This is a genomic window from Pseudomonas capsici (genome assembly GCF_017165765.1).
Classification (GTDB): Bacteria; Pseudomonadota; Gammaproteobacteria; order Pseudomonadales; family Pseudomonadaceae; genus Aquipseudomonas; species Aquipseudomonas capsici.
The window spans coordinates 1-24,983 of record NZ_JAFGZD010000034.1; the positions used below are offsets into that span (position 1 = coordinate 1).

The 24,983-nt window shown below is 58.3% G+C and carries 20 protein-coding genes; 4 read left to right on the plus strand and 16 right to left on the minus strand.

Annotated elements, in window-relative coordinates; all coding sequences use genetic code 11:
* Positions 1-195: 195 nt before the first annotated feature.
* The 10 genes from JSY17_RS25110 to JSY17_RS25155 form a co-directional block, all read right to left on the minus strand.
* A complete protein-coding gene (locus JSY17_RS25110) occupies positions 196-2,688 on the minus strand; it encodes a TonB-dependent siderophore receptor (RefSeq protein ID WP_206403336.1) in 2,493 nt (830 codons plus the stop codon).
* Positions 2,689-2,773: 85 nt separating this feature from the next.
* Positions 2,774-3,772 (minus strand): FecR domain-containing protein, encoded by a 999-nt coding sequence (locus JSY17_RS25115; protein ID WP_232849651.1) that lies wholly within the window; start codon positions 3,770-3,772, stop codon positions 2,774-2,776.
* A complete protein-coding gene (locus tag JSY17_RS25120; RefSeq protein ID WP_117183082.1) occupies positions 3,769-4,269 on the minus strand; it encodes a sigma-70 family RNA polymerase sigma factor in 501 nt (166 codons plus the stop codon). Before JSY17_RS25120 ends, JSY17_RS25115 begins: the two co-directional genes overlap by 4 nt.
* Positions 4,270-4,402: 133 nt before the next feature.
* Positions 4,403-4,879, minus strand: a complete 477-nt coding sequence (locus JSY17_RS25125) for an SRPBCC family protein (RefSeq protein ID WP_117186726.1) — start codon at positions 4,877-4,879, stop codon at positions 4,403-4,405.
* A 38-nt stretch (positions 4,880-4,917) separates the two neighbouring features.
* The gene (locus JSY17_RS25130; RefSeq protein WP_206403341.1) at positions 4,918-8,373 is read right to left on the minus strand and encodes a non-ribosomal peptide synthetase; all 3,456 of its coding nucleotides are present in this window, start codon (positions 8,371-8,373) and stop codon (positions 4,918-4,920) included.
* Positions 8,370-9,317 (minus strand): diiron oxygenase, encoded by a 948-nt coding sequence (locus tag JSY17_RS25135; RefSeq protein ID WP_117167402.1) that lies wholly within the window; start codon positions 9,315-9,317, stop codon positions 8,370-8,372. The genes JSY17_RS25130 and JSY17_RS25135 overlap by 4 nt, the downstream gene beginning before the upstream one ends.
* Positions 9,318-9,352: 35 nt before the next feature.
* Positions 9,353-10,129, minus strand: a complete 777-nt coding sequence (locus JSY17_RS25140; RefSeq protein ID WP_117186729.1) for a DUF3050 domain-containing protein — start codon at positions 10,127-10,129, stop codon at positions 9,353-9,355.
* Positions 10,130-10,914: 785 nt separating this feature from the next.
* On the minus strand, positions 10,915-11,655 hold the full coding sequence (locus JSY17_RS25145; protein WP_117183184.1) for a GntR family transcriptional regulator: 741 nt from the start codon (positions 11,653-11,655) through the stop codon (positions 10,915-10,917).
* 223 nt (positions 11,656-11,878) lie between these two features.
* On the minus strand, positions 11,879-12,886 hold the full coding sequence (locus tag JSY17_RS25150) for an aldo/keto reductase (RefSeq protein ID WP_117167404.1): 1,008 nt from the start codon (positions 12,884-12,886) through the stop codon (positions 11,879-11,881).
* A gap of 143 nt (positions 12,887-13,029) precedes the next feature.
* A complete protein-coding gene (locus JSY17_RS25155; protein WP_117183086.1) occupies positions 13,030-13,719 on the minus strand; it encodes an HAD-IA family hydrolase in 690 nt (229 codons plus the stop codon).
* 312 nt (positions 13,720-14,031) lie between these two features.
* Here JSY17_RS25155 and JSY17_RS25160 point away from each other — a divergent pair, with 312 nt between their 5' ends.
* Positions 14,032-15,516, plus strand: a complete 1,485-nt coding sequence (locus tag JSY17_RS25160; RefSeq protein ID WP_122370646.1) for a YdgA family protein — start codon at positions 14,032-14,034, stop codon at positions 15,514-15,516.
* 586 nt (positions 15,517-16,102) lie between these two features.
* Here JSY17_RS25160 and JSY17_RS25165 read toward each other — a convergent pair.
* The 5 genes from JSY17_RS25165 to JSY17_RS25185 form a co-directional block, all read right to left on the minus strand.
* Positions 16,103-16,942, minus strand: a complete 840-nt coding sequence (locus JSY17_RS25165; protein ID WP_201013148.1) for a hypothetical protein — start codon at positions 16,940-16,942, stop codon at positions 16,103-16,105.
* A 155-nt stretch (positions 16,943-17,097) separates the two neighbouring features.
* The gene (locus tag JSY17_RS25170) at positions 17,098-17,574 is read right to left on the minus strand and encodes a YMGG-like glycine zipper-containing protein (RefSeq protein ID WP_117167408.1); all 477 of its coding nucleotides are present in this window, start codon (positions 17,572-17,574) and stop codon (positions 17,098-17,100) included.
* 203 nt (positions 17,575-17,777) lie between these two features.
* On the minus strand, positions 17,778-20,114 hold the full coding sequence (locus JSY17_RS25175) for an FdhF/YdeP family oxidoreductase (RefSeq protein WP_117186731.1): 2,337 nt from the start codon (positions 20,112-20,114) through the stop codon (positions 17,778-17,780).
* Positions 20,111-20,950: a formate dehydrogenase accessory sulfurtransferase FdhD gene (gene fdhD / locus JSY17_RS25180; protein WP_117183090.1), complete on the minus strand. Its 840-nt coding sequence runs from the start codon at positions 20,948-20,950 to the stop codon at positions 20,111-20,113. Before fdhD ends, JSY17_RS25175 begins: the two co-directional genes overlap by 4 nt.
* A 101-nt stretch (positions 20,951-21,051) precedes the next feature.
* Positions 21,052-21,933, minus strand: coding sequence for a LysR family transcriptional regulator (locus JSY17_RS25185; protein WP_117183091.1), 882 nt, complete (start codon positions 21,931-21,933; stop codon positions 21,052-21,054).
* Between the two features lie 153 nt (positions 21,934-22,086).
* Here JSY17_RS25185 and lysM point away from each other — a divergent pair, with 153 nt between their 5' ends.
* Positions 22,087-22,533 carry a peptidoglycan-binding protein LysM gene (gene lysM, locus JSY17_RS25190; protein ID WP_117183092.1) on the plus strand — a complete coding sequence of 149 codons (447 nt, stop codon included), beginning with the start codon at positions 22,087-22,089 and terminating at the stop codon, positions 22,531-22,533.
* A gap of 92 nt (positions 22,534-22,625) precedes the next feature.
* On the opposite strand, the gene yrfG is transcribed toward lysM, so the two are convergent.
* Entirely contained in the window at positions 22,626-23,288 is a 663-nt protein-coding gene (gene yrfG / locus JSY17_RS25195) for a GMP/IMP nucleotidase (protein WP_200999141.1), read from the minus strand.
* A gap of 99 nt (positions 23,289-23,387) precedes the next feature.
* Here yrfG and nudE point away from each other — a divergent pair, with 99 nt between their 5' ends.
* Together nudE and cysQ are read left to right on the plus strand one after the other, a co-directional pair.
* A complete protein-coding gene (gene nudE, locus JSY17_RS25200; protein ID WP_117183094.1) occupies positions 23,388-23,954 on the plus strand; it encodes an ADP compounds hydrolase NudE in 567 nt (188 codons plus the stop codon).
* On the plus strand, positions 23,951-24,808 hold the full coding sequence (gene cysQ, locus JSY17_RS25205; protein WP_206403343.1) for a 3'(2'),5'-bisphosphate nucleotidase CysQ: 858 nt from the start codon (positions 23,951-23,953) through the stop codon (positions 24,806-24,808). The genes nudE and cysQ overlap by 4 nt, the downstream gene beginning before the upstream one ends.
* Positions 24,809-24,983: the final 175 nt, after the last annotated feature.

Here is a 24,983-nt window from a genome sequence, read left to right on the forward strand (position 1 = left end):
CGATGCATCGCCGATGGTAGTGTGGGGTTTCCCCATGTGAGAGTAGGTCATCGTCAAGATTCAATTCCAGAACCCCTGTCTGCTGACGCAGACAGGGGTTTTGTCTTTCTGGTCTCTGCAAACGGGCCTTTATAAGCAGTCATAAAAAAGCCAGCCTCCATTGTCGAAGGCTGGCTATTGAGCGGTGGCTGCTGTTTAGAACTGATAGCTCAGGGTCGCACTCACATTTCGTTCTTCGCCCATGTAACAGAAGCTCAGGCTGGCACATGAGGCTACATAGGATTCGTTGGTCAGGTTGTTGGCATTCACCCGCACATCAACACCTTTGAGCCCTACCTTGCTAAGGTCATATCCCACAGATGCATCCAGTATGGTGTACGCCGGAACCTTCATGGTGTTTTCGGCATCCGCCCAGCTATAGCCGACATACCGCACCCCACCGCCCAGGCGCAGCCCGTCCAGAGCGCCGCTGTTAAACACATAATCACCCCAGATCGAAGCCATCTGCCTCGGTGCCTGCGTAGGCGAGTTGCCCTTGTTCTCGATGAGATTGGTAGTCGTACTCAATGTGCTGATCATCGACTTCGAGTATTCGATATCCGTCAGCGTGTAACTGCCCAGCACCTTGAAGTTATCGGTCAACTGCATATGAGCTTCAAGCTCCAGGCCTTGGGAGCGTACTGCGCCAACAGGGCGGTAGAAGTTTTCTTGAGGCAGCTTGGAAGCCAGATTCTCCTGCTCGATATGGAAGACCGAGGCTGTAAACAGATTGTCTGTACCTGGCGGCTGATATTTGATCCCGGCTTCCCATTGGGTGCCGTCCGTAGGGGCCAGCGGGTTGCCGCTGCTGTCGGAGTAGGAGTTCGGGTTGAAAGACTCGGAATAACTGAGGTATGGCGCAATTCCGTTATCGAACAGGTAAAGCACACCGGCCCGGCCAGTGAGCTTGGTCCGCTTGTCACTGATTTCGGTCCCTGCCGGACGCCCGGTTTCGGCCAGTCGGTTCTCGTCCGAGGTTTCCACCCAGTCCTGGCGTAAGCCCAGGGAGAAGCGCCACTTGTCCAGCTCGATCAGGTCCTGTGCATAAAGGCCTGTCTGCTCCAGGCGACGCAGGTAGCTGGTCGGGCTGTAATAACTGATTTCGGAGTTGCCATACACGGGATTGAAAGCATTCAGGGGAGCTGCCTGGCCGCTGGTCCAGTCAACCACGGTCTTGCGCCGTTGATAGTCCACGCCGAGCAATGTCGTGTGTTTGGCCGCCCCGGTAAAGAACTCTGCCTGCAGCATGTTATCGACGATGAATGCATGCAGACGCTCATCACCCCCTGAGTAATAACGGTTCAGTTCATTGCCGGTCGCGCTGGTCCAGCCATAGGCGTAAACCTGATCGTTCTCTACTCTGGAGTCCAGGTAGCGGAAATTCTGTCGTGCCGTGAAGACATCATTGAAGCGATGTTCGAATTGATAGCCGAATGACTGTTGGTCACGGCTGAAGCCATCCACACCCGGCTCGCCATCGAAGAAGTTCTGCGAAATGCGCTGGCCGTTGCGTTGATGCAGCGCGCCATCTGCCGGCACGCCACCGTGATAACCGCCTTCGGGGTCATGCTGCAGGTAAGCCTGCAGTGTCAGCGAAGTGTCTTCGTTGAAATCGATGCTGACAGTGGGAGCCAATGCATAACGCTTCTCCTCCACATGATCGAATTGAGTGTCGGATCTGTCAGTCAGCCCGGTCAGGCGATAGGCAATGCGTTTGTCTTCATCCACCGGGCCACTGAAATCGAAGGCCAGACCTCGCTGGCCTTGTGTGCCGACAGTGGCCTGGATCTGGTGATAGGGCTCGTAAAGAGGTTTCTTGCTGGTCAGCGCCACCAGCCCGCCCGGTGAGCTGCGGCCATAAAGCACCGACGAAGGCCCTTTGAGGATATCGACCCGTTCAAGGAAGTACGGATCGACCTGCATGGTGCTGTAAGTCCCGCTGTCCCCCATGGACTTCAAGCCATCCAGATAGATGTTATCCACAGACCCGTCGTTGAAGCCGCGCATCGCGACATAGTCGTACCGGTGAGTAGCACCATAAGGATTGGTCAGAACGCCGGGGGTGTAGCGCATGGCTTGGGAAACCGTCTGCGAGCCCTGATCGTCCATCTGCTGACGGGTGACCACCGAGACGGACTGTGAGGTTTCCAGCAACGATGTACTGGTCTTGGTCGCGATCTGGCTGTGAGTGGCGTTATAGCCCTCCATGCTGCCCAAGGCATTGCCCAGGGCGAACCCGCGAATGTCCGTGTCTGGCAGTGATAGTGTCTGCTTTTCAAGCTCACGCAGCACATAACTGTTGCCATTCTGCGATACGGCCTGCAAGCCGCTGCCACCCAGCAGAATACTCAGTGCCTGATCCACTGAATAACTGCCCTGTAATCCCGGCGAGTGGGCTCCTGCCGTTTGTGCCGGTGTGGCGGACAAGGTGATGCCTGCTTGCCGGGCAAATTGATTCAGAGCATCACCCAGCGGTGCAGCTGCGATTGAGTAGCTGCGTATGGCACTGGCTGATGAGGTGTCTTGCTGAGCCTGCACCTGAAGCGGCAGGACCGCTGTGCCCAGAGTCATTGAGATCAGTGCTGCCCGAATGGCCATACGCAGGGCTGGCGAGTCGGATGAATGCGATATACCTTGAGGCCGTGTCATGGGAGGCAGTTCCGTCACGTTCAATCAGAAGAGGAGGGTTACTGATCTCCATGCCGGACACTTGAGCCAAACCCGCCAAAAATAATCAGGCCTGACGCTGCAACGTCACCCACCAGCGCGTGCGGTAAGTGAGTTTTACGGGAAGCGTCTGAGGCAGCACCTCCAGCAGCCTGTCGGTATCCTCCAGCCTGAACACGCCGGAAAGACGCAGATCGGCAATATCATCCGCACATCCCAGGTAGCCACGGCGATAGCGCCCGACCTCTGCCAGAAAATCTCCCAGGCGCATACCTTTCGTCACGATCAGACCATCGGCCCAGGCACCCGCTTCCATATCCAGTGGCGGCAGCAGGGTGGCGCGCTGTGCGGAAACCGAATAACTCTGGCCAGCCTTCACATCTACAGGTGAGGTGGCAGGCGAACGGATAATCAGGCTGCCTTTCGTCACGCTGACACGGGTACTGTCCTGACCCTGACGAACGACGAAGCGTGCGCCGATACCTTCAAACAGAGCATGGCGGCTCTGCACCAGTAACGGCCTTGGCGAAGCACTGTGCGAGTCGGCCCCGCAGGCAACCAGAATCTCTCCGCGGGTGAGGTTTATCAGGCGCTGCCGGGAATTGAAGTCCTGATCCACCGCGCTGTCGGTGTTCAATTGCAGGTCCGTGCCATCCTGCAGCCTGTAACTGTTGCGCTGGCCCACGCCGGTCGCAAAGTCGGCCTGCCATTGCTGCCAGGGAGCCAGATCGCGAGAGAACCATGCCGCCGAGCCCAGCACTGCGATGCCGGAGAGTAATTTCAGGGTTTGTCTGCGCCCCAGTCGCTGTGCACTTTTCTCAAGTGCCTCAAACGCGGCTCCCGATCCCGGCAGGGCCTGGAAGCTGCTGTTCAGCTCATTGCTCAGGGCCTGGATACGTTGCCAGGCACACTCGTGATCCGCGTGCTCGGTGCGCCACTGCTCACACTGCTTGTGCAGACCTGGATCGGCTGACGAGTCGTTCAGGCGCATTGACCACTGGATGGCCTGCTTTACGACCTGCGGCGAAGGCTGGTTGTGGCGAGTTGGCTGCAAGGTACGGCTCATGCGTCGTATCGCAGCAGATAGCAGTGATAGAGGGCGTCGGCGATGTAGCGTTCGATCGAGCGCAGGGAGACACCCATTTTTTCGGCAATCTGCCTGTGTGGCATTCCCTCGCATTGCGCCAGCAAAAATGCCTGCCTGACCTTCGGTTTGAGGCCGTCGAGCATCCGGGCAATACGTTCCAGCAGTTCGAAAACCAGCTCGCGAGACTCGGGCGAAGGCGTTTCGTTGGGCGACAAATGAGCAATGGCTTCCAGATAGGCCCGTTCAAGCTCTTCACGGCGCCAATGGTCGATAACCAGGCCTCTGGCAACAGTACGCAGAAAGGCTCGCGGGGTCTTCAACTCAAGCAGTTCGCTGCGATTGAGCAGCCGCACAAACGTATCCTGGGCAAGATCGGCGGCATCGGCGCCATTGCCCAGTTTGCTGCGCAGCCATGAATGGAGCCAGCCATGGTGATCGTTGTAAAGCGTATGTAGGGCCGAGTGCTGAGAAGGCATGGGGATGCGCCATCCCGGCGCTACACAAATGATAATGAGTCGCATTGTGTTAAAGCGCCCATCAATTTGCAACCGCTCACATGCCAAACCCGCTCAGGCTTCTGGCGCTGAGCGGGTCGCTTCACTGCAACAATCAGGCAAACAGGCTGCGGACGTTGCTCATGGCACTGTCAGCGAAGCCCTGGAGAAACTCCTGAAACCCCGGCAGCGATTCAGGACCACCCTGGTCGGGTTCGGCAATGATGGTCCATGTCGCAACCGAATCGTTATCGCCCGTCGACTCTACCGTCATCGCGGCCCACAGGTTGCCCACCGGCAGGCTGGTGTAGATCAGCGACCAGGTCATGAAGCGCGCATTGTTGTCATGAGAGTTCAGCTGTTCGATGGCCACGTTGCCGTCCTTGAACAGTTTCTTGCGTACCGAGCGTACGCCTTTGCCGGTGACTTCAGTGCTTTCCAGGGCCGGGATGAACGCCTGGAAACCGCCAAAGTTTCCGACGATCGCCCATACGCTGTTGGCATCGGCAGGGATTTCCACGGCCGATACGACTTTGCACAATGTCGGGTTCTTGATCAGCGTGTCCGGTTGCAGAGTGTTGATTGAGCTCATGTGATTCTCCATGTGTTTCACGTTGGGTTGCGGATGCTTCAGATAAAGTCGATTTCTTTCAGGTAATCGCAGCCCTTGCGCAGCAGCGCCGGGGTTTTCTGCGGGTATTGCTCACCCATGTGCCGGATACCGGCCAGAGCGTTCTGGTACTCGATCATCGAGATATCGCCGATGTCTTCCTCGAAGCCGTCGAGATAGAAGCCGAGCACGCCGAACAGCGCGTTCTGGCTGTCGACCCGGTTGAGCTGGGTCTGCCAGTGCGCCACGCTGACCATCTCGAACTCGCGCCCCGCTTCGCGGAATGCATCCACGTAGCTGTTCCAGCTCAAGGGTTCGGGGTTGTGCAGGTTGAATACCGCACGGTTGGCCTGATAGCGGCTGGCATGGAAGCCGATGAAGCGGGCAAGGAAGTCCACCGGCATCAGATCGAAGTTCATGGCGAACTCCGGGACCTTACCCAGTTGCAGCGAGCCCTTGAGCATCAGCATCAAGCGGTTTTTCTGTGGCTGGCACACGCCGGTGACGCTGTTGAAAGCGATGTTGCCGGGGCGATAGATGTTCACCCACACGCCTTGCTCCCTGGCCCGTTGCAGCACGCGCTCGGCGACCCACTTGGACAGGTTGTAACCGTTCTTGATGTAGATCGGCGGAGTGGCGGCGGCCGGTTGTTCCAGCACACTGCCGGCTGCATCCACGGCGCTGGACGCCGATAGGGTGGAAACAAAGTTGAAGATCTTCTTGCTGCGTCCCTCGCACAGGCGCAGGCATTCAAAGACCGGTGCCACGTTGTCGCGGATAAGGGTTTCGTAATCCTGGACATGATTCACATTGGCTGCGTTATGCACCAGTGCGCCGAAGTCTCTGTCCAGCCGCTCATACACCTCATCGCTCAAGCCAAGCTGTGGCTGGGTAACGTCGGCGGGATAGACCGTCACCCGGCTCAGATCCAGATGCTCCAGGCGGTTTTCCCGCAGTGACTGAACGAAGCGTTCGTGGGCGCTTTGTCCAGCGCCTTCGCGTACCAGACAGGCAACTTCGCTCGCTCCCCAGGCCAGCAGCGCTTCGACGATATGTACACCGAGAAAGCCATTGGCGCCGGTCACGATGACTTTGTGAACATCGCCCAACTGGCTGATCGGCAGCACCGGTATTTCCAGCTCGGCGTTGGCGTCCAGCAGTGCTTGCGGGCTGACGGTGTAGCCTGAAACACCTTCGCTTTCGATGAGGCTGGCCAGGGTCAGCACGGTGGGGGCTTCGATAAAGCGGTTGATGGGAATGCTGCGCCCGAACCGCTCGCGAATCCCCAGCAACATGCGCGACAGCAGGATCGAATGGCCGCCTAGATTGAAGAAGCTTTCGTCGGTGGAAATATCCCCGATGGGCAGCTCAAGCAGCTCGGCCCACAGTTCAAGAAGCTTTTGCTCCTGCTCTGTCTCCGGCAAGCGACGAGGCTGCTGGTCAGCGAAACTCACCGGTATTTCCAGCAAGGCCTTGCGATCGATCTTGCCGTTACTGGCGAATGGCATGTTTGCCAGAACCGTATAGGCACCGGGATGCATGTAGTCGGGCAAGAGGCGCTGCACATGGGCTTTCAATGCCTGCAAGGCGACTTCTTCAGCCTCATGTGGCTGGGCTGCGAACGCCAGGATGCGACGTTGGGCATCCACGACCACGGCAACCTGACGGTACAACTGGCTGCTGCGCAGGCAGTGTTCGATTTCTTCCGGCTCGACCCTGAACCCACGAATCTTCACTTGATTGTCACGCCGCCCGGCCAGCTCGATACCGTCAGGAATCCACTTGCCGATATCCCCGGTTCGGTAAGCGCGCAATTGCTGTCCGTCCGGCAAGGTCAGCGTCACATAGCGTTCGGCAGTCAGCTCGGGATTGTTCAGGTAACCCAGACATACGCCGGGTCCGGCGATGTACAGCTCGCCCTGAGTCTGTTCCGCCACCGGCTGCAACTGCTCGTCCAGAATCCAGACCTGGCTGTTGGCGATCGGACGTCCCAGATTGCGGTTGCTGCTGCCGGGCCGGAACTGCCCGGCGGTAACCAGGACCGTGGCTTCGGTCGGACCATACAGGTTATGAAAGTGACACTGTCGGGTCAGGTGCTCGATGACATAGGGCTCGCAGACATCGCCGCCGGTCATTACATGCTCAAGGCCCAGAGGCTCGTCCAGCGGCAGGATGCTCAACAATGCCGGTGGCAGGAAGGCATGGCTGATGCCGTCTTTCAGCAGGCTGACCAGCCGCAGAGGATCGCGGCGCTGATCGTCGTCCGGGACTACCAGCTCCGCACCGCTGAGCCAGGTCGGGAAGATGTCGATCACCGAGGAGTCGAAGCTCAGTGTCGAGAACTGCAAGACCCGGCTGTGCTCCGACAGGTTGACGTACTGCGCATACCAGGCGGTGAAATGGCTGAGGTTGCGCTGACTGAGCAGCACGCCTTTTGGATGGCCGGTGGTGCCCGATGTATAGAGCGCCATGCACGGCGAGTCGCTGTCGGATTGCAGAGATGTCAGAGGCTGATCCGGCTCCGTGGCCTGGATCGAACTGATATCCAGCGCAGGAAACCCGGCTTTGGCCAGCGGATGCGAGCCGTCATGCAGCAACAGCAGGGCACCCGAGTTTTCCAGAATGTATTGCTGGCGCTGGATCGGCTGACTCGGATCCAGCGGCAGATAGACTGCGCCACTGCCGAGAATTGCCAGAATGCCCGCATACAGCGCAACCGACTTGGGCAGGCAGATCCCGATGACCACTTGCCCATTCGCGTGCTGCCGGGCTTCGATCAGGGGCCGCAGACGATGCTGGATGGCGACAGCCTGCGCGTACAACTCGCGATAGCTGAATACCTGACCGGCAATCGACAGCGCCGAGCGCTTGGCGAAAGTCTGAAAGCTGTGCTCCAGTCGTTCCACCAGCGGCGTATTCGCCAGTGCCAGCAGATGCGGCTGGTCAGTCTGATTCAGACGATGCCTGAACAACTGATGGTCGATGGTCAGCAGGCCCTGCTGCTGTTCGCTTTGTGCGGGAGCGGTGGTGGTCAGGGTGCTGAAATACTTCTCGTCCCTGGACAGGCGACTGATCAGCAGCGCTGTCTGATCGACAAACCCGGCGATTACCGCATCGCGCAACATGCGTCCGTTGCCCGACTCCTGAACAGGCAGCCACTCACGGACAATCAGATGCTGAGCCGTTGTGGAGCCGTGCCAGCATAGTAACTCCAGACGTGGCAGACCTTCCTGCGCGTTCGGGCTCAAACCGACCCGCAGGCTCAGGTGATCGGCGCTGCCGAATGCCTTGAGTCGCTCTGCGCTCAGCTCCAGGCTGCCGTCCTCGATCAGGATCGAGGCGTTATCGACAGTATTGGCCTGCAGCCCGGTCTGATCGCTCAAGTGATGCACCGAATGTCCGTGGGCGAGCAATTCTGTATGCAGTTCGCTCAGGGTCAGGCTCTGACCGATGAGCACGATCTCCAGGCGTTTCATTGCAGGATTCCCTGGGCTGGCAGATAGTCGGCCAGCGCCCGCTGCACGCAAGGCGCTTCAAGCATTGAACTGGTCTTGAAGAAGCGCACGATATTGCCGATCAGAGGATGATGGCGATTGATCGGGAAACTCATGGCCATGGTTTCATCCTTGAGCGCCTGCTTGACGGACGGCGCGACCTGCAGGTTGTCGATCAGGATGAAATCGAAGCCGTGCTGAATGTCATTGGTCAGATATTGAGCAATGAACACCGGCATGATGCGTGCGATGCATTCACGATCCGCTTCGGGGGCGGTGTGCCAGTAGATACGCACCAGGCGTGCCCAGAACCCGGAGTGCCGTCCCTCGTCCAGCAGGTGATCGGCCATCAGCCCCTTGACCGACTGCTTGACCGAATCGTCCTTGGCGAAGGCCGCCACATCGTTGGTCACGGTGTTTTCCGCAATTGCCACACAGATCAGTTCCACGGCGCTGCGCAGATGTTCCGGTGCCAGGGCAACGGCAGCAGGAATGGCGCGACTCAGTTCGATTTCATCGGGCAGGCGAATCGGCTCGATCCCGGTCAGGGCAATGGTCTGCTGCATGAAGTCCATCGCCACCAGGGCGTGGTAATCCTCATCGACAACCACGGTCATGGCGTCGTAGCGGCATGCGAAAGGAAAGCGGATCGCGAAGTTGTCCTTGGCGATACTGCGCGCGGTCTTGTCGACGATCTCGGTTTCAAAGATCACGACATCGTTGATGAACTTGTAGAGGCTTTGCACCAGCGCGTAATCGCGCAGATGCGGACACTCTCGGGTAAAGGTTTCGCTCAGCACCAGTGGCTGGCGGCTCAGTGGGTAGATCAGTTTTTCATCGTTTTCGACGATCCGGCGTGGGCGAGTGCGAATGGTGGCGCGACCTTCCCAGGCATCAATGAACGAGCTGTAGTCTTCTGCTTTCATGATGGCTTCCTTGTAGAGGGGCTTGCGGCGCGAGGTCAGGCGCTGGCTTGCATCAATGGCGAACGCATGTTCATGCGCAGCGTGTCCCACAGCTCGACCCGGCTATCCACGGCGGCAATGGCGGCCTGATACACCTCTTGCTGACGCTGCTCGTCGCCGTTGACCAGGCGGGCCAGCAACTGCTCGGCTGCCGGGCCGTGGTCTTCCGAGTCGACTTCGATATGGCGTTGCAGGTAGTAGCGAAAGGTCGGTGCCTGATCGACGGTGATGCCCCATTCATCGAGGATGCTCTGGAACATCATCGGGATAACGCTTTCGCGACCATGCAGAAAGGCTGCTGCCACGCTATGGGCCGGGGCATGCAGCGCGGTATTGAGTGTGTGAGTCACGAAGACCGAAGCGGCCTGACCTGCATTGACGCGCTGCAATGCGGTGGCGTAATGCACGCCCTGTTTCTGCAGCTCGACGAAGCGTTCGATCTGCAAGGTGCTGGCGCCAATCTCACGCATCGCATCCAGATACAACTCGAAGTGGCTGTAGTGACCGTGGCTCAGCTTGTCGTCGGATTCTTCCCCGAGCACGATTTCGTTGATCAGCCGGGCTGCCGATGCATCCCGAGGCGGCAACCAGGGCAATTGGGTGCAGGTCAGTTCCTGCTGTAGCCGCTTGGTCAGTGACATGAAGTCCCAGACGGCGAATACATGGGTTTCCATAAAACGTTTGAGCACTTCCAGTGAGTTGATTTCAGCAAAGATGGGGTGTTGGCTAAGTTCAAGTTTCTTGCGGTCCAGTAGTGTTTTCTGACAAAGCATGGCGGTATCCCGGTAGTCTTGAATGCAAGTTTTTGTCTGTAACGTGTGGCCGAGTTACAGTTTTCGTTTTTTAACAGTCGGCAGCGGGCCTGAATAACAGGCAGGCGAGAGCCTGTTAGTTGAAACGATCAGTAACCGTTAATATCAGGTGTTCCGTTGCAAGGTCCTTTGCAGAGCCATGGTGCGAGAATCTGCAGCCTGTTCGGGCATGACCTGAACACTTGAAGTGTCGGCCACTAACACGGGCTGCGAATAAAAGTTAAAGCACTTGTAATGTGATGTGCAATTATTTTTTAATATTATTTTAGTTGGTATTTTTCGGGGTTGTAAGTTGCCATATAAAACTCTTGGTTTAAGTTTTATAGGGATGTAAGCAACCCTTTCGGCTGATAAGAGCCAAAATTATAAATAATGAACGAATGCCTCGTTCAGCGTTGCTGTTATGCAAACAATCACGGGTTTGTATTTTCGGCGGGCGTGATCGGAAACGACTTCCAATGCCTTGCTGCCCTTGCAGGAACTCCTTGCTCAGTACGTTCAAAGGAACAGATCACTGCCCTGCACCTGACGGGCAGTTCAAGAGTGACCAGGGCGTAACCCTCCGGTTGGGTCCCGCCGTAGTCACGACCGAGTTTGCCTTATTCCTGAGTCAGACCAACCCGATGGTTCAGGAAAACAGGCATAAAAGCGCTGCCCGCGAGCAGAGAGCTTGCAGTGCATGAGAGGCAGCGAGGGGGAAGGGGAGGCGTCAGGCTGTGCGAGTCAGACGATCAACCGCGATGGATTCAGGCGATGCTTTTCTTGCGTTGGCGTACCGGTGCTTTTTCCTGTTCGGCCTTTTTGTTGTTCAGGTATTGGGTGATGGCTTTGACACCTCGGTTGAGGTGGTTCTGCAGAGAGCCCACGATCTGATCAACAGCCTTTTCTTCGGCAAGACGCAGCAATTCCCAGTGATCGTCCTGGGACAGTTTTCCAAGGCCCATGGAGGACAGGTTGAAGCGCAGGAAGCGTTCTTCTTCGTTCAGACCTTCCTCTACCAGACGCATCAGGCGCTTGTTAGGGGTCTTGGCATAAAGTGCCATGTGAAACAGGCGGTTGAGAGTGCCCATCTTCGAATAGTCGGTTTCAACTTCCAGGGCCTCGATGCAACGTCGTGCCGTGGCCAGGTCTTCTGCATCCAGTAACGGGATGGACAGGCGCAGGGCTTGGGACTCCAGCAGGATACGCAGGGCGTAGGCGTCCACGGCATCTTCGGTGATCAGCGGTGCGACGACTGCACCTTTATGGGTTTCGACGCGCAGCAGCGACTGGGCTTCGAGCTGGCGCAGGGCTTCGCGGACCGGCATGCGGCTGACACCAAATAACGTGGCCAGCTCCTGTTGGCGCAGTGCTGTACCGCTTGGCAGGCTGCCATCGATGATGGCGTTGCGCAGTTTTTCCTCGATAACAGCTCTGGCAAGGTGCGCGGGAGGCTGTTCGTTCCCCAGGACCGAGCTCAAGAAGGCTTCTCTATCAGTTTTGCGCATCGCCATACTTCTTCATTAACCTGGCTGTATTGGATTCATGGTTGCCGACAGACAGATCCGGGTCTGTTCAGGCTTCGGCACGCGTTGCATTGCGGCAGTTACAAAGCATTTTAGCGCCACTGTCGGCAACATGTTGAATGAGCATTTATATACACGCGGCTTTTTTAGACACTTTTCACGAACATCGCGAGCATTTGTCGATAGCCTGCCCGCGATGATGCCGTCAGCGTGTCAAACGCCCTGAAACGAAATGCTGCACATCGTTGAAGCCGGCAGTCGAGGCATGTCCCGGTATTACCAGCGAGTCGATGAAGGCTTCGTCCTCGGCACTGATCTTCACTTCCAGCGCCCTGGTGTAATGTCCCCATTGCTCTTCGGTACGCGGCCCGACAATGGCGGAAGTGACGGCCTTGTTGTTGAGCACCCAGGCAATCGCGAATTCGACAAGACCGACGCCTTTATCCTGTACATAAGCCTGCAATTGCTGGGCGATGCGAAGGGACTCCACCCGCCACTCCGTTTCCAGAAGACGCTTGTCCTGGCGTCCGGCGCGGCTGCTGCTGTCAGGCGTGACGTCCGGTGCGTACTTACCGCTGAGCACGCCACGCGCCAGCGGGCTGTAAGGCACCACTCCCAGGCCATGAAAGGCGGCGGCCGTGATCTGCTCGATCTCGGCCTGGCGGTTGACGATGTTATAGAGCGGCTGGCTGATGACCGGTTTGTCCACGCCCAGGCGCTGGGCGACGTTGACGATTTCCGCGATGCGCCAGCCACGATAGTTCGACAGGCCCCAATAGCGGATCTTGCCCTGGCGGATCAGATCGCCAATGGCCGACACCGTGACTTCCAGCGGCGTGTCGTGATCCTCTTTGTGCAGGTAATAGATATCCACATAGTCGGTATCCAGCCGCTGCAGGCTGTTTTCAATGGCATTGAAGATGTGTTTGCGGTTCAGGCCCGCACGGTTGGGAATGCCATCGCTCGGGCCTACCGCAACCTTGGTCGCCAGCACCCAGTCGCTGCGCCGCGAAGCAATGGCTTCACCGACGATTTCCTCGGAGCGTCCGCCGTTGTAGACGTCGGCGGTGTCGATGAAATTCACGCCCTGATCCCAGGCCTGACCGATGATGCGCAGGGATTCTTCGGTGCCGGTCTGTTCACCGAACATCATTGAGCCGAGTGTCAGCGTGGAGACTTTCAGCCCTGACTGACCAAGCGTTCTGTAAATCATGCTCGACATCCTCCTTGTCATTGAAAGCGGGATCAGAGGGCCATACTGGCCTGTTTATGGGGGTGTTGAAAAGGCCCGGATGAGAATGCGACAGGAGAAAGACTGTTGAGTGTCTCTCTGCCTGCGCGCAGGAGTACGGTTCATCAGGCCTTTTTCGGCAGACCCCATGCTTCGAGCGGGAAGTCCTCCAGCGAGGTCAGCAGCAGGTCGGCATGCTCGTACTGTTCGACCGGCATATGCGAATCCGGGACTGCCACGGCGTACATGCCCGCGGCCTTGGCGGCCGTGACGCCGAATGGCGAATCCTCGAACACCAGGCAATCCTCTGGCGCAACGCCCAGACGGCGTGCTGCGGCCAGGAAAATGTCTGGCGCAGGCTTGGCGGCGCCGACTTCAGGGTCATCGGCGGTCACGATGGTTTCAAACAGTTCGAACCAGGCGCGATGCGAAGTGGTCTTGGCTTCGAAGTAATGCACCGAAGAGCTGGTTCCGACCGCGATGGGGATATTGTGTGCTGCCAGATGCCTTACCAGCGCCTCGGCTCCCGGCATTGCAGGAGCAAGGGGGAAGCGCTCTTCCAGCATGGGCTCGCGCACTTCCAGAAACTCGTCAATGGAAATGGGCAGCTCCAGAGCCTGAATAACGTAGCCTGAAAAGTCACGGGCACCACGGCCAATGGTGTGCTGTTTGACGGACCAGTCGAAGGTTTTTCCGTAGCGGCTGGCAATCAGATGGGTGACCTCGGTGTAGACCCCTTCGGTGTCCAGCAACAAACCATCCATATCGAAAATAACGGCCTTGATCGGGCCTCGCTCACCTTGCTGTGCACTCATGTCGTCAGATCCCGGTTTTCAGATTCGATTCGATATCAGCCTAACGTTTACACCAAGGCCGTGGCTACCTGCGTGTGAGTGCTCCTCTTGCAACGAAAATGCAGACAGGTCTGTCTGAAGCTTCCTGAAAAGGCGTAATGCCCCCTGTAACCAGCTGACAACGCTGGGCGATCACAAACGCTCAATGCTAATCTCTCGCGACTTTTCGGCAGTGACACACGCTGCGTCCACTGAGCGATCAAGGCACGGCAGTGGCTCGCCGGGGCGCAGGGAAGACTTTCAAATCATCAGAACGGACATCGTTGAGTCACTATGAATAAATCAGCAGGTATCGCGGTAGGCGTCATTGTTGTGGCCGGTGCATTGGCAAGTGCTGGCGCCTGGTACACGGGCAATCAACTGGAAGGCGTGCTCAACGAGTCGATCCGTACCGCCAACCAGGAACTCAAGGAGTCTCTGGACGGCACCGACAACAGCATTACTCTGCATCTGGTTTCGCTGGAGCGTCATTTCTTCAGCAGCACGGCTCATTACCGCGTTGATCTGCAAGGCCCGGACCTGTCCCGGGATGGTCAGGATCCGCAGTTCCTGTTCGTGGATAACATCGAGCACGGGCCGATTCCGCTGTCGCGTCTGAAAGCCTTGAAGCTCATGCCGGTCATGGCCCAGAGCAATTTCGAGATGGAAAAGAACATCTCCTCGGAAAAATGGTTCGCCATGAGCGGCGATGCCACGCCACTCAAGGGGCAGGCCAGTATCGGCTATGACCGCTCCACCAGCGGCTGGCTGAAAGTGTCGCCGCTGGAGATGGTCGATAAGGACGGCACGTTCAAATTCTCCGGGCTCGATATCAACGCCGAAGCATCCGCCGATGCCGAGAAGCTCAAGGTCACGGGCAAGCTGGATAACCTGCAGCTCAATGTGTCTTCAAAAGAAGGTCCCGTGAGCATCGAGATCAAGGGGCTGACTTTCGACACGGGCGGTACCAAGGGCCAGTCGGGTCTGTATCTGGGCCACAGCAACCTGAAAATCGACAGCACCGGTTTCCAGGTGGTCGGCAAGCAGCCGGTGCTGATCAAGAATTTCGTCAATACCAACCTTGCCCAGGAAGAGGGCGGTAATCTGGCGATGCAGATCAATTATGACCTGGGCATGATCTCCTACAACGGCAAGGATATCGGCTCTTCACATCTGGGCTTCAGGCTTTCCGGTTTCAATGCGCTGTCGACCAGGACCCTGTACCAGTTCTATCAGGAGCAGGTATTGCCACAGCAACAGGCTGCGGCACAGGCCAGGCTTCCCTTCCAGCTGAAGCTCAGCCCGGCCGACGAGCAATTGATGAAGAGTGAGCTGAGCAGGTTTCTGGCTGGCAAACCTCATATCGAGCTGGAAAAGCTCTCGCTCAAGACCGCCAATGGCGAAAGCCATGTGAGTCTGGCCGTTGACCTGACCGATCCAGGTTCCCTCGATAAACCAGGCAGCGATACGGTGATAAAGACCATCGGCCAGCTCAAGGCACAGGTGCTTTTGTCCAAGCCGATGATCAACGATGTGGCGACCCTGCAGGCAGGCTTTGAAGGGCAGACCGATGCCCGGGCCATTGCCGAACAGGCTGCTGCCGCCAGTGACATGCTCAGTGCCATGGCCACGATGCTGCAACTGGCCAGGGTCGAGGGCAACAACATCGTGTCCGACCTGCACTACGCCAACGGTATGGTCGATTTCAACGGGCAGAAAATGACCCTGCAACAGTTCATGGCAACCGTCATGGTCAAGGTGGGGGCGTTGAGTCAGTAATCAGGCTGAGCATCGGGGGTATTGCGTCGGATGGCGTAATAACCCTGCAAGCCGGTAATTCGCAGGCAACAAAAAACCCGCCGAAGCGGGTTTTTCCAAGACCATTCCAACTCCCTGTCGGCAGCCTTCCCGGCAATGGTCGATCGTCCCTGATCCCGGTGAACTCCCTGTTCACCACTTGTTGGATCCAATATTACGAGCCCTTCTGCAGAGCGAAAATAGCCATTCACCGGTGTGCGTGTAAGCCTTTGGCTATACGTGGGCATTTTCGCGAATGAATTGGCTTCACGAGCGGATGGGGAGCCAATCGGACGGTGCTCCGCTCATTCGCGAAAAGACCGAGCTCGCACGTTTTCACAGGCAATAAAAAACCCGCCGAAGCGGGTTTGTTCCAAGACCATTCCAACTCCCTGTCGGCAGCCTTCCCGGCAATGGTCGATCATCCTTGATCCTGGCGAACTCCTTGTTCGCCACTTGTTGGATCCAATAATACGAGGGTTACCCTGGGGTAAAAAGAGCCAAATGCCGTCATCTCGTGTAAGCCTTTGGCTATATATGAGATTGAGATTTAATATCAATAGTGGATTCAGGGGGTAAAAGTCGTACTGGCTTCGCAATAACGCTGCGCTGTACTTTTGCTTTCCTCGTTGCGATCCCGTGCCGCACGCTTGTTCCATTCCCGGCATTCCTCCTTGAAATACACCTGGGCAGAGAGGCGGCATTCACGTCTTTCCACCGAGCGATTGAGGAAGTTCTCGCACACGCTGTCGCCGTCGATACGGTTTTCGTAGAGGCGCCATTGCGCGCGATAGCGGCCATTGCCGTCCCACTCGCGAATCGACACGGTGGCAACCGTATGCGGCTTCTGCTGGCGTGCGGGGGACTTGCGTGACGCATCGGACTTGAAGTCTGCCATGTAGCTGGCAGACACCATGCCTGTTGCGGGAGCTGTCTGAGCCGGGCGCGAAGTCTGGCCGAAGCGACAGTTCAGGACGCTTTCATCGATGACATTGCCATCCTTGATGCAGTTATCCAGAGGTTGCGCCGCAGGCGCTTGCTCCTGAGTGGCGGCGACAGGTGTCGGAACAATGTAGGGCTCCACTCGCAAGGCCGGGCGTGCAAGCTCGCTGGCAACTTGAACAGGCGGCTCCTCGGCGGGTTCCGGCTCGGCTTCCGGTTCTGGCTCCGGTTGTTGGAGGGTGACCAGCGGCACCGGCTTCGGTGGGTTGGCTCGGCTGGCGAGCCCCACTGCCAGCACAGCGAAAATGCCCAGGCACAGGAAAGCCAGCAGATAGCGACGTGAGGATTTACGAGGCCGAACAGTGCGTTTGCCGGGATGCGAGCCGAGCACCACATCGACCTGACCGGGGACAAGGCGCTGAATGCGAATGATCCCGTCGTCATCCTGTGGCTTGGTGGAATCCATCCCTGCTCCTTGAGTGCTGGTCGATAGCGACGCGTAATTCTTCTAGACGGCGTTTCGGCAGGGGGCTGGATTACTGAAGGGTTTTTTCTGTTTTTATCGACTGAACGAAAACTGGCCGCTTTTCAGGGCGGCCAGTCTGGTGTTGCGCAGATCGATCAACGGTGACGCCAGTCACGACCGTGCTTGCGATGGCCGTAATGCTTGCGATGGCCATGGCCGCGGTAGTCGCGACGATCGTCACGGCCATTGCGATAGCGGCGGTCGTCTTCGCGGCTCTCGTTACCCATGTAGTTACCCAGGGCACCACCTGCACCGCCGCCAGCGGCTGCGCCGATGAGGCTGCCGGTGTTGCCGCCTACGCTGCGGCCGATCACGTTACCGCCGGCTGCGCCCAGGCCGCCACCGATGGCCGCTTCTGTACGGTTACGACGGTCTGCGCCAACCGCACTGCCAGCTGCGCCGCCCAGGCCTGCGCCAATAGCAGAACCTGTGCTGCCGCCGATCTGTTGACCGACAGCCGAACCCAGTACCCCACCCAATGCACCGCCTACGCCCGCTTCAACCGTTCCGCCTGCCGAGGCGAAACCGCTGGCCAGAGTAAGAGACAACAACAGTATCGAGGAATACTTCATGTATGGAATCTCATAGGGATGACGGCGCGATCCTGATATGCCGCAAGCAATGTATCAACGAGATTCCGACGAGTAACACGACTGCAACACAAATAGCTAAGTTACTGTTTTACATAGGGAACTTAACTTGAAAAAGACAGTCTGAGCTTACTTGATACAGGCCCGGTTCTTACGAATCCGGGCCTTTTTCATGGGCAGCGGAATCAGATGATGCGTGCCGGTTCGCTCGAACGCTCCAGGCGAATCGCAACGAACTTCGAGGTGGGGGTATGGCTGCCTTCGCCAACACTTTCCAGCGGCACCAGCGGGTTGACCTCTGGATAGTAAGCTGCTGCCTGACCTGCCGGGATATCGAACGGCAACAGAGTGAAGCCCTTGACGCGACGTTCGTGGTTGTCGCCCCAGATCGAGATCAAGTCTGCTTTCTGACCCGGCTGGAAGCCCAGGCGGATAATGTCGGCTTCATTGACGAACAACACGTCACGTTGTCCTTTCACGCCGCGATAGCGGTCATCCAGGCCATAAATGGTGGTGTTGTACTGATCGTGGGAGCGCATGGACTGCATGATCAGGTCCGGGGTCTGGCCCGTGGAACTGATGCCCTCATGAATCAGGCTGAGCGGCAGTGCATTGGGCTTGAAGTTGGCGCGTGTCGACGCCGTGTTCCAGCGACGGGCACCTGCGGCATTGCCCAGATAGAAACCGCCAGGATTCTTCACGCGCTCGTTGAAGTCCTTGAAGCCCGGGATGGTATCGGCAATCAGGTCGCGAATACGGCTGTAATCCTCGACCAGCCATAGCCAGTCCACCGGCTGCTTGCCTACGGTCGCGTTGGCGATACCGGCGATGATCGCAGGCTCCGAACGCATCTGTGGCGAAGAGGGCTGCAACTGGCCGTTGGAGGCGTGCACCATGCTGAAGGAGTCTTCCACGGTGACCGCTTGGGGGCCATTGGCCTGGATGTCGATATCGGTACGACCGAAGCACGGCAGGATCAGTGCTTCCTTGCCATGGAACAGGTGGCTGCGGTTGAGCTTGGTGCTGATCTGTACGGTCAGGTCGCAATTGCTCAGCGCCGCCGCAGTGCGCGGGCTGTCCGGTGTGGCCTGAGCGAAGTTGCCGCCCAGCGCGATGAATACTTTGGAACGACCTTCGGCCATGGCATGAATGGCTTCGACCACGTTATGGCCATTCTCGCGCGGGACCTTGAACTGGAAGCGTTTTTCCAGAGCGTCGAGCAGGAACACCGGCGGGCGTTCGTTGATGCCCATGGTCCGGTCGCCTTGCACGTTACTGTGGCCGCGCACCGGGCACAGGCCTGCGCCCGGCTTGCCGATATTGCCGCGCAGCATCATCAGGTTGGCGATTTCCTGGATGGTCGCTACCGAGTGACGATGCTGGGTGATGCCCATGGCCCAGCACATGATCACGTTCTGGCCTTTGGCGTACATCCGGGCCGCTTGTTCGATATCGCTCATTGGCAGACCGGATTGCTCCAGAATTTCTTCCCAGGAGGTTTCGTCGATGGCCGCCAGGTAATCCAGAACGCCCTGAGTGTGTTCATTGAGGAAAGCGTGATCGAAGACGGCAGGTGCGTTGTTGAGCTGGGCTTCGCGTTCCCATTGCAGCAGGAACTTGGCCATGCCGCGCAGCAGTGCCATGTCACCGCCCAGTGCAGGGCGGAAATACGCAGTGTTGGTCGGACGGTCACCGTTGGTGAGCATTTCCATCGCGTGCTGTGGATGCTGGAAGCGCTCGAGACCACGCTCCTTGAGCGGGTTGACGCACACGACCTGAGCACCACGCTTCACCGCATCGCGCAGGGGATCGAGCATGCGTGGGTGGTTGGTGCCCGGGTTCTGGCCGAGTACGAAAATCGCATCGGCGTGTTCGAAGTCATCGAAGGTCACGGTGCCTTTGCCCACGCCCACACTTTGGGACAGAGCCACACCGCTGGCCTCGTGGCACATGTTCGAACAGTCCGGGAAGTTGTTGGTGCCGTAGGCACGCACGAACAACTGATACAGATAGGCCGCTTCGTTGCTGGCCCGGCCCGAGGTGTAGAACTCTGCCATGTTCGGGCTTGGCAGGTTGTGCAGGTGTTTGGCAATCAGCGTGAAGGCATTGTCCCAACTGATCGGCTTGTAGCGGTCGCTTTGCGGGTCATAGACCATCGGCTCGGTCAGGCGGCCTTGGTACTCCAGCCAGTAATCGCTTTGTTCCAGCAGCGAGCTGACGCTGTAACGCTCGAAGAACGCAGGGTCCACACGGCGCTTGGTGGCCTCCCAGTTGACCGCCTTGGCGCCGTTCTCACAGAACTTCACCATGCCGCTTTCCGGCGAGTCGCCCCATGCGCAGCCAGGGCAGTCGAAACCGCCGTTCTGGTTGGTCTTGAGCATCATGCGCAGGTTTTTCAGCGCGTTGTCACTGCCCAGCCAGGCCTGTGTCACGCTGATCAGTGCGCCCCAGCCACCTGCCGGGCCTTTGTAAGGCTTGTAGCGAGGCGTCGGGGTTTTGTCGGCTTGGTGATGAGTGCTCACGCTTGAATCTCCATCGCAGGGCTATAGACCCGCGGCGCACTGTGCTGCGGCAGGTGAATTAGATTGAGGTTGTGACGGCGTGCCCATTGCAGGGCCAGGCCGGTGGGCGACGACAGGCTGACCAGCGTCTGGATGCCGGCGCGCAGGACTTTCTGGATCAGTTCCAGGCTGCAGCGGCTGGTGACGATGGCAATGCCGCCTGTCAGGGCAATGTTCTGGCGGATCAGGGCACCGATCAGCTTGTCCAGGGCGTTGTGACGCCCGATATCTTCACGCCCCAGCAACAACTGGCCATTGCTGTCCATGAACAAGGCGGCATGCACGGCACCGCAATGCTGGCCCAGAGGCTGGAATTCGCCGATGCGCTGACGCAGGCCATGCAGCCACTCGGCGGGCGGCAGGGGCGCGCCAGGCAATACGTTCAGTTCAGGCAGCGCCTGTTCGACCGCTTCGACGCCGCACAGTCCGCAACCGCTGGTGCCAGCCAGTTGCCGACGCTGCTGTTTGAGGTTCCAGAAAGCACGGCTGGCGATCTCGACTTCGGCCTGCATGGCCGAACCGCAACCGCTGAGCTTGAAGTCGTAGATTTCGTCCGCCGAAGCAATGATGCCGCTGCCCAGGCTGAAACCGACAATGAAGTCTTCCAGATCCGTAGGGCTGACCAGCATGACCGCCTGGCTGATGCCGTTGTAGGCAATGGCGAGCGCTACCTCTTCGGCAAGCGCATTCTGTGCCGAGTCATCGCCCTCGAGATTCGAGTAGCTGTAGGACTGGCTTGCTTGAGGTGCGTGCGCCTCAAGAGCGGGCGCCGCGCTGGCCGTGCGCTTGGCGTGCATGGACTGATTACCGGCAGTTTGATAGCGCTTAGCCTAGGCCTCTTGTCGGATATCGTCTAATCGCTAGTTCCAATGCTCTGATAGATGACGTCGATCAATACTTATTTCTGATTTTCTGCCAGGAGCGTGAAGCAGGCTTCCGCCAGGGCCGAGCGCGGCGCGCTGCGGCGCATGATCAGGCCGATGGGCGCCAGCGTGCGTGCATCGGCGATGGGATGCAGGCCCAGATGTTCGGTGAGCAGGTCCAGGCCGCCATCCAGCGGCATGATGGTGCAACAGAAACCGCCATGCACGGCCTGCATCAACTGGTGAACGGCATCGGTCTGCAGCAATGGCTGCGGATGCAGGCCGCGACTGTGGAAGTTGTGATCGATGGACTGGCGAAAATGCATGCCGCTGGTCAGCGTGCCCAGTGGCAATTCGACCAGTTCGCTCCAGGTCAGTGGCTGCTCGCCAAAGCTGAAGTGGCGTCGGTCATACAGCAGGCCCATGCGGGTTTCGTCCAGGGTCAGGGTGTCGAAGCGTTCGTTATCCAGACGCTCCAGATACGACACGCCCAGATCGATGCGATTGCTCGCCAGTTGTTCCAGCACCTGCTCGGAACTGAGGGACGACAGTTCAAAGCGCAGGTTGGGGTGGATCTGATGCAGCCGGTGCAACAGCGAGAGCGGATCGAAGCTCGAAAGCGGCACCACGCCCAGGCGCAGGGTCCCGACCAGATGCCCGCGACAGGCAGCGGCTTCGGCCTGCAAGCCGTCATAGGCCGACAGCACGGTTCTGGCCCAGGCCAGCACCCGCTCACCGGGTGCCGTAAAACCTTCAAAGCGCTGACCGCGCATGACCAGCGGCAAGCCCAGCTCTTCTTCAAGGTTGCGCAGGCGCATGGACAGCGTGGGCTGGGTGATATTGCAGCGTGCTGCTGCCTGGCCGAAGTGACGGGTCTCGTCCAGAGCGATCAGGAATTTCAGTTGCTTGATGTCCATCTTCACTCCGATAGGCGAGGCAGGGCGTCGATTCTACGCGCTCGACGATGAGGATGGGGTGCGCAACGTTGGTCGGAACACCGCAAACCATCGATCACGAGAGCTATGGTTATTCCTTGCGGGCGTGGCAACAACCGTGAAGGAGAATGAGCAATGAGTCTTTTCAGTTTCTTTAAAGATGCGGGTGAAAAAATCCTTGATATGGTGACACCGGGTAATGCCAATGCCGATGAGGTCTTGAAAAAGCATATATCGGAAACCGGATTGGGTGATCCCGATATTCAAACTCAAGTGGAGGATGGCAAGGTTACCGTGACAGGTGAGGTGGCCAGCCAGGAAGAAAAGGAAAAAATTCTGCTGGCACTGGGCAACATCTCGGGCGTTGAACAGGTGGACGACCAGATGACCATTGCTGCCGGTGCGCCTGCGACAACGGCGGCCCGGTTCGTCACGGTGGAAAAGGGCGATACCTTGAGCGCCATCTCGAAGCGGGTCTATGGCGACCCCAACAAGTACCAGAAAATCTTCGAGGCCAACAAGCCGATGCTCAAGGATGTAAACCATATCTATCCGGGGCAGCAGCTCAGGATTCCCGATTAGGCTTGCAAATGGAGTGGGAGCGAATTCATTCGCGATAGGCCGGTACATCCTGATCTATCGCCTTCGATGATGTCTCGCGAATGAATTGGCTCCTACAACCCCTTGATCAGATCCAGATAATCCTTCACTGCCTCGAACTCTTCTGTGTTCTTGGGGCCTTTCTGGCTGTTGGGTACGCTGACCGCCAGCAAATGGGCCACGCCAAAACGCCGGGCACTGCGCAGGATCGGCAGGGTATCGTCGATAAACAGGCTGCGTGCCGGGTCGAAGGCGGTATCGGCCTGCAAGGCGTCCCAGAACTGCTGGTTTTCCTTGGGGAAGCCGTAGTCATGGGAACTGATCATGCGCTCGAAATACGGCGCCAGCTCGATCTTCTCCAGCTTCAATGACAGCGAATCGCGATGGGCGTTGGTGATCATGATCACGCGCTTGCCGGCTTGCTGGAGCGCGGCCAGAAAAGTCCGGGCATCGGGGCGCAAGGCGATCAGATGCGCGGTTTCGAGCTTCAGGTCGCGCACCGACAGCTTCAACTCCTTGCTCCAGAAGTCCAGGCAGTACCAGTTGAGCGTCCCCGCATGGCTCTCGAACAGCGGCTGCATCTCCAGCAAAGCCATGGCCAGACTGACGCCATGCAGTTCGGCATAGCGCTGGGGCAAGTGCTGCATCCAGAAGTGATCGTCGTAATGCAGGTCGAGCAGAGTGCCGTCCATATCCAGCAGGACGGTATCGATATCGCTCCAGGGCATTGAAAGCATTCTGGCCTCTTCAGGAATTGATGGCGGATGTAAGCATATCCGACACAGACAATCGGAAAAGCCACGGTATAGTACCCCGTCATCGCAAAGGAGCCTGTCATGCGCCAGAAACCTACCGTCCTCGCCCGCGAAATCGTCGCCAGCAGTCGCCTGTTCCGGGTCGAAGAGCTGCAATTGCGCTTTGCCAACGGGGTCGAGCGTACTTATGAGCGGCTGGTAGGCCGGGGGGCGGGATATGGCGCGGTGATGATTGTCGCCATGATCGATGCCGATCACGCGCTGTTGATCGAAGAATATTGCGGCGGCACGGACGAATATGAGTTGTCCTTGCCCAAGGGCCTGATCGAGCCGGGCGAAGATGTGCTGGCGGCTGCCAATCGCGAACTCAAGGAAGAAGCCGGCTTCGGTGCCCGCCAACTGGAACACCTGACCGAACTGTCCCTGTCGCCCGGTTACATGAACCAGAAGATTCAGGTGGTGCTGGCCACCGACCTTTACGAAGAGAGCCTTGAAGGCGATGAACCCGAGCCGATTCGTGTGGACCGGGTCAACCTGCGGGAGCTGGCCAATCTGGCCCAGAACGCCCAGTTCACCGAAGGCCGTGCCCTGGCGGCGCTGTATCTGGCGCGCGATCTGCTAACCCAACGTGGATTTTTCCTGCCATGACCGATGTGTTCGACAACCTGCCGCATCCGTTACTCGCTCCCGTCATCGGTCTTGTCCGGCTGGCGGGTGAAGCCATTCTGCCGTTCTGGCGCTCGGGCGTTGCCGTGACCGCCAAGGCCGATGACTCCCCCGTGACCGCCGCCGATCTGGCGGCTCATCAGGTATTGGTCGAGGGTTTGAAGGCGCTCGACCCTTCGATTCATGTGCTGTCCGAAGAAGATGCCGACATTCCCCTGAACGAGCGCGCAGGCTGGGAGCGCTGGTGGCTGGTTGACCCGCTGGACGGCACCAAGGAGTTCATTTCCGGCAGCGAAGAGTTCACGGTCAATGTCGCGCTGATCGAGCGCGGACGTGTGGTGTTTGGCGTGGTCTCCATGCCCACCAACAACCGCTGCTATTTCGGTGGTGCCGGACTGGGAGCCTGGCGCAGCGACAGTGAAAGCCACATTGCGTCCATCGCGGTGCGCAACGAGCCGGGTGTCGGACAGGAATTTACCGTCGTGGCCAGCCGCCGCCATTCCAGCCCCGAGCAGGAGCGCCTGCTGGCGGGACTGTCCGCTGGCCTGGGCGAGCTGCAACTGGCCAGTATCGGCAGCTCATTGAAGTTCTGTCTGGTCGCCGAAGGCGTAGCCGATTGCTACCCGCGCCTGGCTCCGACCTCCCAGTGGGATACCGCTGCGGCTCAGGGTGTACTTGAGGGCGCAGGCGGCGAAGTGCTGCAGCTCGATGGCGAAACGTTCAGCTATCCGGCACGGGAGTCATTGCTCAACCCGTTCTTCCTGGCATTACCTGCAAAGGCGACATGGCGCGAGAAACTGCTGGAACTCTGTGGGCGCGAATTCATTCGCGAATGAATTGGCTCTGTCTGCATTAAGTGTTGTGGTGTATCTGGCACAGCGCTGGAAGACTGTGGGAGGCAGCTTGCTGGCGACTGGGACCCTGTCGCCAGCAAGCGGCCTCCCACGGTACACTGACTGACATGCAACACTTAACGAGGACAAATCCAAAAAATTAGCTCAAAGTGCTGGC